Source organism: Paenibacillus sp. 453mf, assembly GCF_900116105.1.
Taxonomy (GTDB): domain Bacteria; phylum Bacillota; class Bacilli; order Paenibacillales; family Paenibacillaceae; genus Paenibacillus; species Paenibacillus provencensis.
On record NZ_FPAC01000001.1, the window covers coordinates 307,111 to 320,419 of the forward strand.

Annotated in this window: 13 protein-coding genes; 8 read left to right on the forward strand and 5 right to left on the reverse strand. The window is 43.7% G+C overall.

What is annotated here, in order from left to right:
* Nucleotides 1–8: 8 nt before the first annotated feature.
* Nucleotides 9–1,955 (reverse strand): ABC-F family ATP-binding cassette domain-containing protein, encoded by a 1,947-nt coding sequence (locus tag BM415_RS01340; protein ID WP_091153787.1) that lies wholly within the window; start codon nucleotides 1,953–1,955, stop codon nucleotides 9–11.
* 269 nt (nucleotides 1,956–2,224) lie between these two features.
* Here BM415_RS01340 and BM415_RS01345 point away from each other — a divergent pair, with 269 nt between their 5' ends.
* The 7 genes from BM415_RS01345 (at nucleotide 2,225) to groL (ending at nucleotide 7,505) form a co-directional block, all read left to right on the forward strand.
* Nucleotides 2,225–2,908 (forward strand): 5-formyltetrahydrofolate cyclo-ligase, encoded by a 684-nt coding sequence (locus tag BM415_RS01345; protein ID WP_091153789.1) that lies wholly within the window; start codon nucleotides 2,225–2,227, stop codon nucleotides 2,906–2,908.
* 21 nt (nucleotides 2,909–2,929) lie between these two features.
* Nucleotides 2,930–3,436 carry a cyclic pyranopterin monophosphate synthase MoaC gene (gene moaC / locus BM415_RS01350; RefSeq protein ID WP_280142836.1) on the forward strand — a complete coding sequence of 169 codons (507 nt, stop codon included), beginning with the start codon at nucleotides 2,930–2,932 and terminating at the stop codon, nucleotides 3,434–3,436.
* 16 nt (nucleotides 3,437–3,452) lie between these two features.
* Complete coding sequence (locus tag BM415_RS01355; RefSeq protein WP_047912169.1) at nucleotides 3,453–3,947, forward strand: MogA/MoaB family molybdenum cofactor biosynthesis protein; 495 nt, start codon at nucleotides 3,453–3,455, stop codon at nucleotides 3,945–3,947.
* Nucleotides 3,948–4,095: 148 nt separating this feature from the next.
* Nucleotides 4,096–4,338 (forward strand): twin-arginine translocase TatA/TatE family subunit, encoded by a 243-nt coding sequence (locus tag BM415_RS01360; RefSeq protein WP_091153791.1) that lies wholly within the window; start codon nucleotides 4,096–4,098, stop codon nucleotides 4,336–4,338.
* Between the two features lie 108 nt (nucleotides 4,339–4,446).
* Complete coding sequence (gene tatC, locus BM415_RS01365) at nucleotides 4,447–5,232, forward strand: twin-arginine translocase subunit TatC (protein WP_091153794.1); 786 nt, start codon at nucleotides 4,447–4,449, stop codon at nucleotides 5,230–5,232.
* Nucleotides 5,233–5,449: 217 nt separating this feature from the next.
* Nucleotides 5,450–5,731, forward strand: a complete 282-nt coding sequence (gene groES, locus BM415_RS01370) for a co-chaperone GroES (protein ID WP_047912166.1) — start codon at nucleotides 5,450–5,452, stop codon at nucleotides 5,729–5,731.
* Between the two features lie 139 nt (nucleotides 5,732–5,870).
* Nucleotides 5,871–7,505 (forward strand): chaperonin GroEL, encoded by a 1,635-nt coding sequence (gene groL, locus BM415_RS01375; RefSeq protein ID WP_091153796.1) that lies wholly within the window; start codon nucleotides 5,871–5,873, stop codon nucleotides 7,503–7,505.
* A 718-nt stretch (nucleotides 7,506–8,223) separates the two neighbouring features.
* Here the strand turns inward: groL and BM415_RS01385 are convergent.
* From BM415_RS01385 to BM415_RS01400, 4 genes are all read right to left on the reverse strand, one after another.
* Nucleotides 8,224–8,445 (reverse strand): hypothetical protein, encoded by a 222-nt coding sequence (locus BM415_RS01385; protein WP_244533109.1) that lies wholly within the window; start codon nucleotides 8,443–8,445, stop codon nucleotides 8,224–8,226.
* A 101-nt stretch (nucleotides 8,446–8,546) separates the two neighbouring features.
* Complete coding sequence (locus BM415_RS01390; protein ID WP_091153802.1) at nucleotides 8,547–9,620, reverse strand: Ger(x)C family spore germination protein; 1,074 nt, start codon at nucleotides 9,618–9,620, stop codon at nucleotides 8,547–8,549.
* Nucleotides 9,607–10,683, reverse strand: a complete 1,077-nt coding sequence (locus tag BM415_RS01395; RefSeq protein WP_244533110.1) for a GerAB/ArcD/ProY family transporter — start codon at nucleotides 10,681–10,683, stop codon at nucleotides 9,607–9,609. Before BM415_RS01395 ends, BM415_RS01390 begins: the two co-directional genes overlap by 14 nt.
* Nucleotides 10,676–12,010: a spore germination protein gene (locus tag BM415_RS01400; protein ID WP_091153805.1), complete on the reverse strand. Its 1,335-nt coding sequence runs from the start codon at nucleotides 12,008–12,010 to the stop codon at nucleotides 10,676–10,678. The genes BM415_RS01395 and BM415_RS01400 overlap by 8 nt, the downstream gene beginning before the upstream one ends.
* A gap of 381 nt (nucleotides 12,011–12,391) precedes the next feature.
* Here BM415_RS01400 and BM415_RS01405 point away from each other — a divergent pair, with 381 nt between their 5' ends.
* A complete protein-coding gene (locus tag BM415_RS01405; protein WP_091153807.1) occupies nucleotides 12,392–13,123 on the forward strand; it encodes a DUF6081 family protein in 732 nt (243 codons plus the stop codon).
* Nucleotides 13,124–13,309 lie beyond the last annotated feature (186 nt).

Below are 13,309 nucleotides of genomic sequence, written 5' to 3' on the forward strand. Positions count from 1 at the left end.
GCTTTATATTACTCGGCCAGAGCTTCCCATTCTTCATAAGCTGTGCTGAGATTCGACTTTAATGTCTCAATATGCTGCTGAATCTCCTGGAGCTTCATATAATCCTGATACACTTCAGGCTTGGCCATTTCTGCCTGTTGAGCTTCAATCTGCTCCTCAAGGGTAGAAATTTGTACTTCCAGGCTGTCCAGCTTCCGCTGCCGGTTTCTTTCCTCTCGCTTGGCTTGCTTCTCTGCCTGGAAGCTCGCGGCTCCGGATTTCTCAGGAGCTGTCTCAACTACAGTCGTTTTATTGGCAGCTGTTTGCTGCTCAAGACGTTCCTGGGCAATCTCCTCAAGGTCTTGTTTCTTCTGGACATAGTCATCATAATTTCCTAGGAAATGCTGGGTGCCTTCCGGATTCAATTCAATGATCTGCTCTGCCATTTTGTTCAGGAAGTAGCGGTCATGCGAGATGAACAGCAGGGTGCCTTCATAGTCGATCAGAGCAGATTCCAACACTTCCTTGCTGAACAGATCCAGATGGTTCGTCGGCTCGTCCAGAATGAGGACGTTGGATTCCTGCAGCATAAGCTTGGCAAGGGAGACACGGGCTTTTTCTCCGCCGCTTAAGGAGCTGATCTTCTTGGTCACATCATCACCGCTGAAGAGGAAATTACCAAGCACGGTCCGAATACGCGCTTCCTCCATGTGAGGATACTCGCTCCATAGCTCTTCAAGCACTGTGTTTTGTGGATTGAGGCCGGTCTGCTCCTGGTCGTAGTAGCCTACCTTAATCTTGGTGCCCCAGTTGATGGTCCCAGTTCTCGGATTCATCTGTCCGGTGAGACATTTCAGTAACGTAGATTTGCCAATACCGTTGGGTCCGATGAGGGCGACCGTCTCGCCGCGGCGCAGATCAAAGGCAGCATGCTCGAACAGCGGCTTGCTCGGATCTTCAAAGCTTACAGAGAGGTCTCGGACCTGCAGCACCTCTTTGCCAGACATATAAGCGATATCAAATGAGAAGTGGGCCTTCTTCAGCTCGCCCTGCGGACGATCCAGACGATCCATCTTCTCCAGTGCCCTACGCCGGCTCTGCGCTCTCTTGGTCGTGGATGCACGGACGATATTCCGCTGTACAAAAGCCTCCATCTTCGCGATTTCATCCTGCTGCTTCTCATATTGCTTCAGCTGAGACTCGTACTCTGCAGCCTTGATCTCCATGTAACGGCTGTAATTGCCTGTATATTTCTTGGAGCGATGACGCTCAATTTCAACGATGCTCGTCACCAGCCGGTCGAGAAAATACCGGTCATGGGATACGACGAGCAGTGCGCCGGAGTAACTGCGAAGATAGTCTTCAAGCCAGGTTAGTGTTTCAATGTCCAGATGGTTCGTCGGCTCATCCAGCATGAGCAGATCAGGGGCCAGCAGCAATATCCGTGCAAGGGCAAGTCTGGTCTTCTGACCGCCGCTTAGTGTGGATATCTTCGTATCTGCCGGGAATTCTCCAAAGCCCATACCGTGCAGTACACTGCGGATCCTTGTTTCAATCTCATAACCGCCCCGATCCTTGAACCAATCGGAACGTCTGGCGTATCGCTCGAGTAATTCTGCGTATTTCTTCTCGTCTTCCATTTGCTTCGGATCAGAGATCTGCTGCTCCATGCGCCGAAGCTCGGCTTCTGCTTCTATCAGGTCGGCAAATACCTTGCGCATCTCCTCCCAGATCGTCCCGTCCGATTCAAGTCCGCTGTTCTGAGCGAGATATCCGAGCGTGGTTTCCTTGGCTTTGAAGATCTGACCTCCGTCATAGGACATTTCTCCTGCGAGGATCTTCAGCAGTGTAGATTTGCCTGCGCCGTTGACACCGACAAGTCCGATGCGTTCACGCTCTAATATTTGTAGGCTGACACCTTCAAGAATACTGTCAATGCCGTATCTTTTAATAATTCCACTAGCCTGAAAAAGCATGATGGTTCCTCCGTTAATATAATCTTCGTTCTAAAGCTGAACATGCCTATAAACATACTATTTCTAGTGTACATGAAAAAGGGCAGCTTTGCATTGCATAGAACATGTTAAAACATTTAGATAGAGCGTTTTAATGTGCTTTATTCTCTCCTTGAGGCTTATAGTCTTTTCTTCAAATAGATGATAAACTAAAAAATGAAATGAAAGCATGTAATCCATTTCATATGTTTCATTCATATAATGATTAGTGGATTGGAAGGTGCGGATCAATGGAGATGGATCAACAGCTTGACAGCAAGAAGCAGCTCCGCTCTATGATGCATCGGATTCGAAATGACCTATCCATTGACATACGGTTACAAATTTCCGAGAAGCTGTGCGAACAGGCGATCCATGAGATAGAGCAGCTGAGAATACTTAAGAACAAGGACAGGCTGGTCGTATTCTCGTATATTGCATACCGCAGCGAGGCCGATACTTCCCTGATTCTTAAGCATGGTTTCGAGCAGCAGGATATTGTACTTGTTCCCAGAGTAACAGAGGATTCTTCGCTAATGGAGCTTCGTAGAATTCAGGGAATGCAGGATGCTCAGCCTGGCAGATGGGGAATTCTTGAACCTGCTGACCATACCGAGGTATGGGAGCGGGAGCGATGGACAGACATTGATCTCGTTATTGTTCCGGGTCTTGCCTATGATCATCGTGGCGGCCGAATTGGATACGGCGGAGGCTATTATGACCGGTTCGCTGGAGAGGTTCGCGCCAGAAGCCTCAAGCTTCAGAGGTCTAACCAGCAGGTGTCGGAGCAGATGACAGAGCAGGTGATAGAGCCCGTATATGCAGGGCTTGTACTGCCTGGACAGCTGCTTCCGCCGGGAGATATCCCCATGGAGCCGCAGGACTTCAGATTGAACATGCTGTTCACGGAACACGGCGTATTACATATACAATGAATGAAGGATTGTGATTAAGTCATGAATATGAATTCAGGAGATGGACAGGCCGGGAATGGTTCACTTACGCATTTTAACGAGCAGGGTCGTGCACGCATGGTGGATATATCCGGCAAGGCGGTTACCGCGAGAACAGCCGTTGCAGAATCGAAGCTCACGATGGCGGAGACCACGCTCCAGGCGATCAAGGAAGGACGGGTCGGTAAAGGCGATGTGCTCGCCGTGGCTCAGGTTGCCGGGATTCAGGGAGCGAAGAGAACCTCGGACTGGATTCCCATGTGCCATCCACTTCCACTGACAGGTGTGAATATCTCATTCAGCGATAATGACGTGAATGAACTGTATATCGAAGTAACAGTCAAGACAGAAGGAAAAACCGGTGTGGAAATGGAAGCTTTAACAGCAGCATCTGCCGCCGCACTGACCATATATGATATGTGTAAGGCATTACAGAAGGATATGGTGATCGGGCCTACACAGCTCGTCTCCAAAACAGGTGGTAAAAACGGAGATTATTATTCCAAATAGGGGGAAGGGTGATCTTATGTTGTGGAAGACAGCGATCCTGACGGCAAGTGACAAGGGAGCGCGAGGAGAACGGGAAGATACGAGTGCACAGGTCATCCGTGAACTTGTGGAAGAAGAGCTCGGGGGAGAAATCATCGAGTATCGGATCGTCCCTGATGAGCCGGATGAGATCATTGCCGCGCTTATTGAAATGACCGATTATTTTCATGCGGACCTCGTCCTTACGACGGGTGGAACCGAGCTCGCCATAAGGGATGTTACACCGGAAGCGACACGGAGAATTATTGACCGTGAGGTTCCCGGCATGGCGGAAGCCATGCGGAGCACGGTGCTCCAGAAGAATCGGGCAGCCATGCTGTTCAGAGGGATCGTCGGCATTCGGGGCAGAACACTGATTGTGAACCTGCCGGGCACACCGAAGGGTGTTCATGAGAATCTAGCCGCGATTATGGATCAGCTTCCTGAAGCGCTGCTTATGGTCACAGGACAATTCAGACAACCAGATTTATAGTATAAATAGGATGTATAGTTGAATAAGCTCATTTTTCCAGATTCTTGAGATATGGTCTATGTATGCTTTTACATTTATGATATGATTCAAATCAGATGGACTTGGATTTTATTGGATACATATCCATACACAAGAAGGAGGAGCAGGAATGCCAAGTATTGGACCTACAGGTTTTATTCTTATCGTTGTTGTTGCTTTGCTGCTGTTTGGACCTAATAAATTGCCTGAGCTTGGACGGGCTGTGGGCAGAACCTTCCGGGAATTCAAGAATGGCGCACAGGAGATTATGTCTGATGACAGCTCGAATTCCAAGAAGGAGTCTGGCATAGCAGCATCGAAGATTGAGGAGACCAAGGCGACTACGGTGGAGGACAAGCGTCTGCCGGAATAACGTGCCGGTTACACTTTTTATGCACACAGAATGAAGATAGCATCCCTTCTCTTTTAGAAGGGTTTTGTTTTTTCTATCATGAGAGAGCAGAGAGGGAGTGTATTCAAGATGTCGGAATTTAAAGAGGGAATGTCGCTGGTAGATCACCTGGGGGAACTTAGAAGACGTCTTGTTGCCGTGCTGGCCGTTTTTGTACTAGGGCTTGTTGGTGGTTTTTTTGTCAGTGATCCCATCTACACGTATTTAACACAAGAGGGGCCGATCTCCAATTACGATATTGAGCTTCATGCTTTAACCTTATGGGATGGGCTTAGTATGTATATGAAGATTGCGCTGCTCTTTTCTTTAATCGTTACTCTTCCCTTCACAGCCTATCAGGTGTGGAAATTTGTCAGTCCCGGCCTTAAGGCCCATGAGCAGACAGCCACGCTTCGTTACATTCCTTATGTCTTTTTACTGTTTCTTGTGGGGATTGCTTTTTCATATTTCGTCGTTTTTCCCATGGCTGTAGGCTTCACGAATAATATCAATGCCAGCCTGGGCCTGGTAGAGACCTATGGTATGGCACAATTCTTTACATTTATGTTCAATCTCATCCTTCCCATCTCGCTGCTGTTCGAGCTGCCGGTTATCGTCATGTTCCTGACGAAGCTAAGAATTATTAATCCACTCCGTTTGAAGAAAATGCGCAAAATTTCTTACTTCGTGCTGGTCGTCATCGCTGTATTTGTTACTCCGCCTGATTTTATCTCGGATGTCATTGTCATTATTCCCTTGATTCTGCTCTATGAATTCAGTGTGTTCTTATCTGCAGTTGTCTATCGCAAGCAGCTCGAAGAGAAGGAAGAGTATGATGCGCAGTATGTTAAGTTAGATTCGGGTGAGAAAGCTTAATTCTCCAAGGCATATTTTTGACGAGTATGGATAGACTGGTAGAGGGCTTGCCAATGGATGGGCAAAACTTCATCTGAATTTGTTCAAAAGGACTTGAAATCATTCTCTAATTTCAGTATCATGAAATTGGTTGTTAGCACTGACGACTGTCGAGTGCTAATAGTAAGTGCAACAACCGTAACATATGTAACAATATTAATTAAGGAGGCTATTTTTCATGATCAGACCTTTAGGTGAACGCGTATTGGTAGAACCGATCGAACAAGAACAAACAACGGCTTTAGGAATCGTACTTCCGGATTCTGCTAAGGAAAAACCGCAAGAGGGCAAAATTATTGCTGTTGGCGCTGGAAGCTTGAAAGACGGTGTTCGTGTTCCTCTTGAAGTAAAAGAAGGCGACCGCGTTATCTTCTCCAAATATGCTGGCACAGAGATCAAATATGAAGGTAAAGAATATTTGATTATGAAAGAAAGCGACATTCACGCGATTCTTGGCTAATTCCTAGAGTCTGGTGAATAAGTTTGAATTCAGCAGCTTACTTATCGGTTAAGGCATTTGACTTACACTTATATGTCCGCTCTTACGACGGCTTGTACTTAGAATATTGCATATAAATTTTTAGGGAGGTTTTTCAGCAATGGCAAAAGATATTAAATTCAGTGAAGACGCTCGCCGTTCCATGCTTCGTGGTGTGGACGCTTTGGCTAACGCAGTAAAAGTAACGCTTGGACCAAAAGGACGCAACGTCGTTCTTGAGAAGAAATTCGGCAGCCCGCTCATTACAAATGACGGTGTAACGATTGCAAAAGAAATCGAGCTGGAAGATGCATTCGAGAACATGGGTGCTCAGCTGGTTAAAGAAGTTGCAACCAAAACCAACGATGTTGCTGGTGACGGTACAACGACGGCAACGGTACTTGCTCAAGCCCTGATCACAGAAGGTCTTAAGAACGTAACTGCGGGCGCTAGCCCAATCGGTATCCGTAAAGGGATCGACAAAGCGGTTCGTGCAGCAGTAGAAGAACTGCGCAGCATTTCCAAACCTGTTGAGAACAAACAATCCATCGCTCAAGTTGCAGCAATCTCCGCAGCGGACGATGAAGTAGGCGAACTGATCGCTGAAGCTATGGAAAAAGTGGGTAACGACGGTGTGATCACGGTTGAAGAATCCCGCGGATTCGAAACAGAGCTTGAAGTGGTTGAAGGTATGCAGTTCGACCGTGGATATATTTCTCCATACATGATTACAGACACGGACAAAATGGAAGCTGTCCTCGACAACCCTTACATTTTGATCACAGACAAGAAGATCACAAACACGCAAGAAATCTTGCCTGTACTTGAGAAGATCGTTCAACAATCCAAACCACTTCTCTTGATCGCAGAAGATATCGAAGGCGAAGCGCAAGCGATGCTGATCGTGAATAAACTGCGCGGTACATTCAATGCAGTAGCGGTGAAAGCTCCTGGATTCGGTGACCGTCGTAAAGCAATGCTGCAAGATATCGCTGCTCTGACTGGCGGCCAAGTGATCACAGAAGAACTGGGTCTTGACCTGAAAACGGCTTCCATCGATCAACTGGGTACTGCTCGTCAAGTACGTGTTACCAAAGAAAACACAATCATCGTTGACGGTGCAGGAAGCAAAGAAGACATCGATGCACGTGTTAAACAAATTCGTTCCCAATTGGAAGAAACGACTTCCGAATTCGATAAAGAGAAATTGCAAGAGCGTCTGGCTAAACTGGCTGGCGGCGTAGCAGTCATCAAAGTCGGTGCTGCAACAGAAACTGAGCTCAAAGAGCGTAAACTGCGTATCGAAGATGCGCTGAACGCAACTCGTGCTGCAGTTGAAGAAGGTATCGTATCTGGTGGTGGTACTGCCCTGGTTAACGTATACGGCGCTGTATCTGCGGTTGCTGACCAATTGCAAGGTGACGAGCAAACAGGTGTGAACATCGTGCTTCGCGCGCTCGAAGCTCCAATCCGTACGATCGCTGCTAACGCAGGTGAAGAAGGTTCCGTAATCGTGGACCGTCTGAAACGCGAAGAAGTTGGCGTAGGCTACAACGCTGCAAACGGCGAATGGGTGAACATGATCGACGCAGGTATCGTTGACCCTGCCAAAGTAACTCGTTATGCATTGCAAAATGCAGCTTCCGTAGCAGCTATGTTCTTGACGACTGAAGCGGTTATCGCTGACAAGCCAGAACCAGCAGCTCCTGCAGCTCCAGACATGGGCGGCATGGGTGGAATGGGCGGCATGATGTAATTCAGGCATACAAAGCCTATAATAGCAGTAAATAAAAGACTCCCGAGAGGGAGTCTTTTTTATTAAGTCGCAAAAAATATGGGAGTTAAACGCCGTTTAACTCGAAGAACAAGGTATTACAACAACTTGTATTGAAGATCACTAACCCTAAAACTTCTGGATTTACACCTCAATGGTCACAATTTAGAGGTTTTTCAATTGTATACAATAAGCAAGCTTTGGATTCAAACAGTTAATATATTTACCCTAATACATCTGGGGTAATGGAGTTCCTGGAGGTCTCCACCAAGATTCAACCGTTCTCCAAGCGGTATCAAAATCGTAGCCTTTTCCCATTAAATATCCAATGGCAACTGCTTCTGTTAATGCATGATGATACCCAAGGTAATGGGCTTCTCGTAATCCATGTCTAACAGCAGGGCTTATAGTTGTAAGAGTCTGGTGTTGAAGATGTTGTTGATTAGTCATATTCATTTTGTTATTCCTCACTTTTTATTAAATGATTTGTAATAAGTTATGAGGGTATAGGTAGATGTGGAACATGTCTTTTAAATATTTCAGGTCCGATTGTGGGATTATACCCCAAGAGTAAACCACCCGTTGGTCGGGTGGTCATGATTAAGTCGCAAAAAAATATGAGAGTTAAACGCCGTTTAACTCGAAATTCAATTGTATACAATAAGTTAATCTTTGGATTCAAACAGTTAATATATTTATCCTAATACATCTGAGGTAATGGAGTTCCTGGAGGTCTCCACCAAGATTCAACCGTTCTCCAAGCGGTATCATAATCGTAGCCTTTTCCCATTAAATATCCAATGGCAACTGCTTCTGTTAATGCATGTCGATACCCAAGGTAATGGGCTTCTCGTAATCCATGTCTAACAGCAGGGCTTATAGTTGTAAGAGTTTGGTGTTGAAGATGTTCTTGATTAGTCATACTCATTTTATTACTCCTCACTTTTTATTAAATGATTTGTAATAAGTTATGAGGGTATAGGTAGATGTGGAACATGTCTTTTAAATATTTCAGGTCCGATTTTATATTGTTTTTAAATACCCTTTATTTTGAATATCTATTTCGAATTGGATATCCATTTTCATATTTCGATAATAATCGGATCTCCAGTTTTTTAATTCTTTCAGTGAAATTTTGTTGCGGTAAAACTGGCCTATACCCAAAATATCCGCTTCACTCTTTTGAATTTTCGCAAACATTTTATTGAATCGCTCGGTTAGAAGTGTTTTCAATTCCTCTTTGATTAAACTGGTTGAGGTTTCCCCTTTTGTCTCCAAGATGACGACCTTTAAGTTAACCCGGGTTTTTAGAAATGGCTTATTATCAACTAATACGCTTTTATGATGCATGGAATTACCAGTAATCATGACACTTGCATGCTCCATTACTTCTACTTTCCCCTGGGTGCTTTCTCCTTCAAAAGCATTAAATAGCAGGGTTTCGTTTGAGCTGATTTGTTCTACCATCTTTCCACTCTTTATTACGGCAGAGCCAGATTGTTCAATAGCTGTTGTTCTTCCTGTACCAATTATAGGGATCGCAACATCGCGTGTATAGGAATGGATACTCCGGTAAACCTCCCATATCCTTGTAAGGGCGATATCCGGATTCCATCCTGCATTTTTTTCAAAAAAGTCGAACATGGTGGTTGCTTTAACATTTGAATCTTGCAGTTTTTTGAAAAACTCATTTAAATCTTCTTTACAAATCGCGACTAATGCTTTTGGAGGGATTTCGCGTGATCGCATAAAGCCAGCCATGATATCATTCATTCCTTTCTCAGCGGTTTTCTGCTCAATCAATATTAGTTTTACATGAAGCAAATCTACGCTACTCTCCATATTCCTGCTGACTGAATCAACCGCCATTGAAATCGTTTCTCCTGTTCCGGATACAATTTTGTTTTTCGACATATCATCAGACTTCGGAATTTTTAGAAAAACCTTGTATTGTTCGTCAACCGTCGATATACCAAGGACAACTGGGAGAACCCGATGATTAATGTCCCTATTGTCCCAGCAACCGCTTAGGGTAATGATCGCCAAAAGCAGGAAAATAGTGATAAGGACTTTGGATTTTGGCTTAAATGGTTTCATTTTTATCCTTCCTCTTTTTAAGAAGTCCAAAGATAAAGATAGATAAGGGAATCGTAATCAAGATGTAAAATCGTAAAAAAGTATTCCACCAAAATAATTGCTCGATATCCTTCCAGTCCGGAATTAAAAAACATGAAAAAAAGACGGCCGCTGAAAGTACTATCGACAGGTTAAATGGTTTTATCGAAGGAAGGTAATGGCTCAAGATACGGATTATTTTCCATGTTACGAGAGAAAGGAAAAGCATAATAAAGGAAAGTAGACTTAACAGAAAAAACATGGTAACCCTGTCAAACATCAGCCATCTAATATTTATGGCGTCCACAGTAACAACGTAGGGCAGTAAGGTCGTTGCTGATGTGGGTTGTCCCAATGTAAGAACAGGTATATAGACTGAAAATATAAAAAAGGGAATAAGGAAGGCTGCAGCCCATAAAACATACTTTTTGTCGTAAGAATAATAGGGCTGTACAAAGCCAAGAAACAGAAATCCTCCCGAAAAGGCAAAAAAACCTTCTAAGTAGGAACGCTCTGTAATGAAGCTGAAATCAGTATTGAATGGAATTGCATATCTCCAATCTACGTTTTGAAATGAAGCAAAGAAGATAAATAAAATGATGGGAAGAAACAGAATGGATAAGAGAAACACGGTGCGAAACATCACTTCGACACCTTTAGCTGCAATATAGGATGAAATAGAAATCAATAATAGTATGATGGCCCATAAGGGTGTTTTTGATAAAAAGACAATGGTGATGATTCCAGAGTAAGCCCGGACGGTTATCAATAAAATCATGATGAAATAAAGGAAAATAGGGACAATAAATAAGAAAGCTGTGCCTTTTCCAATCTCTGAGTAGATAGTGATGATATCTTTTTTCGGAAAAAAGCTTAATCCCTTCATATAAATATATATAAATATAAAATGAACGGTTATGCCTATGAGGATGGGAAGCCAGTGGCCCTGCTCTGTACTAGAAATGATATTATCCGGGTACAAAAAGAAAATAAGTCCCAAATGGCTTACAATATACATCAGCATGACATGCAAACTTTTACCCATTATTGCTTTCATCCCCTTTTATGTTTATGTAGAGATAGGACTTGCCGAAGGTGTTTAGGTTTGCTAAGTAAGCGCTAATTAGAACCATGCCCGCAACAATGCCTAATAGGCCAAAAATCGCTGCAAGAAATAAAATGGCATATTTAAATAACCTGATGGAAACATTGTTTTGAACCCCAACTATTGTTGAATTAGCAATGGTAGTAGCTGCAAGAATAATGATGAGCAGATTGCTGACTAATTTAGCTTCAACTGCAGCCTGTCCCAGGATAATCCCGCCGACCATTGTAATCGTTGGACCAATGGATTTGGGTAGCCTAACACTTGCTTCCAGAATTAATTCAAGAATAACGAGCATGATCATAATCTCCACCAATGCTGGATATGGAACTCCTTGACGGCTTTCGACAACGGATAAAGCAAGCTGAATCTGCAGCACTTCAGGATTTATTGAAACTAATGCCACGTACAGGCCCGGACTGATCAGAGTCACTAAAAAACCTATAACTCTTATAGCTCGAATGGCAACCATAATGGGCAGAGGAAAGTTCCGGTCATTGTCTTCCGCAAACATATCCCAGAGAAGGTTGGGAAGAATGAGCGCAAAGGGCAATTGATCCACAAAAAGAATGACTCTTCCTTTTTTCAGATATTGAATTGCTTGAAGAGGCAGCTGAGTGGTATTAAATTTCGAAACTGCTTCCATGGATGGAAACCCCAACATTTTAGACAGTCCCTGCACATCACTTATTTCCATATTGTAATTTTTTTGGATATGGGCATGAAGATTATCAACCATTTCTGAATCAGCTTGACCCTCTATATAAAGCAAGGAGAGCTTCTTTTTCTCATTATGTCCTTTTGAATAAGAGTGTAAGTGAAACTTATCCGTGTTCAGTTGTTTTCGGACCATTCCGATATTTGCATCAATGTCCTCTGTGAAGGAAATTAACGGACCTAGAATCACATTTTCATTAGAAGGAGGTTCAATGGAACGATCCAGCATTTTCAATACAGGCTCCATGATTATATACCGATTGGTATTTTCAATATTAATAATCAGTTTGCCTGCATATATGGATGAAATGGCTTCCTTTGCATCTCCTTCTTTCATTTCACCTATTGCACTCCATAGCTCTTCAGAGGATCTATCTTGAAAAATGATGCTCTCAGCATGCTTTTGAAGGACGGTTCTCGTTTTTATAAAATCAACTAAACTATTAAATCCTAAAAGGAAAACGGGTGTATCAGCAAGGTAATCCCTCTTCAAAAGAAAATCAACGTTTTTGCCAAGCTCTGCTTTAATTTCCTGAACTACTCGATCCATAGCTGAATATCCCTTCAAAAAGTAATATTATTAGTTTTCTCATTTTGGAGATTTTTATTCGTAGGCTCATATATTAGGTGATGGAGAATATCAGGCAACCGTATACTCTTTGGTCATATGAAAGACGAGCTTTATTTCAATTGATTCTAACGAAGACAAGCAGATGATAAGGTCTATGGAAAATGCTTCTCGGGAGGAATTATTCAGTGTTTTCCTTTATACTAAAACAAGATGCGGCTTGTTAATGCACTGAGTATATTCTTAGTTGCATATGTGTAATTAGCCAGTCTTCCTTCGGGACGAAGGGGAAGCATTTCATGTAAAAGGCTTGATATAGATGGAGCCTCATGTTGAATATTCTTTAGAAAGAAGGATCGATCAATGGAGCAACAACGCGTTTTTGGAGATTTTCACTCCATTTTAGATGAAGGTAAAGTGTGGAAGATTGGAGGGTTCGCTCTTCCGGACGGGTCGTTCTGGGAATACCGGGAGCCGGATGCGGTGGTCATCGTACGCAACGGAATATTATATGTACGTGCACCGCTGAGCCGGCAGCATAACCAGGTTCAGATCCTGGATAATGCGAAGCATATGTATTATTCTGTTGAGGAAGTAGAAGTGCCGGAATCCGGAGAAGTGACATTTGAGCTGCAAATTCGTGCTCGTACAAGAGGAACCGTTCTCGGGGATTTTTATGATGGATATGTATCCTTGAACCTGCTTGATTTCAGCACCGGAGCAGCACTCGACTTCTTTGCTAACAATGAGCAATTCTGCAGTGTATATGCCATTCTTCCATTCCCGGGCGTGAAGGTGCCTGAATCGGACAAGACCCGGTACTTCAGCATCTTCAAAGAGGACGATGCTCACTTTAAGCCCCAGGAGTTCAACACATATACCATCACGTACAACCGTGCTAACGATGAAGCGGTATTCCTGGTTAATGGTCACGAGGTTCGCCGCGAGATTGGCATTCCGGTCAAAATGAACAAATTCACGATTGCACTTGGCATTATGACGGAGAAGGATTTATCTCCGCAAGGCAGCGTATCCGTTCACGGCCAGACAGTCATAGCTGAGTATTCACCAGTGACAGTGACGATTAAGGAATAGCGGATTCGATTCCGAATAGCAAGCTCTCTTTCACAGCCTTTGTTCCCTTAGAACGAAGGCTGTGTTTTATTTTTATACGATGCGTGAGAATCATTGCAGATTTTCCCCGAACCAACGAAGCAAGAAAAAATATGTGTTTTAATTATACCCCTATAGGGTATAATGTTATTGCAACAAAGACACAAA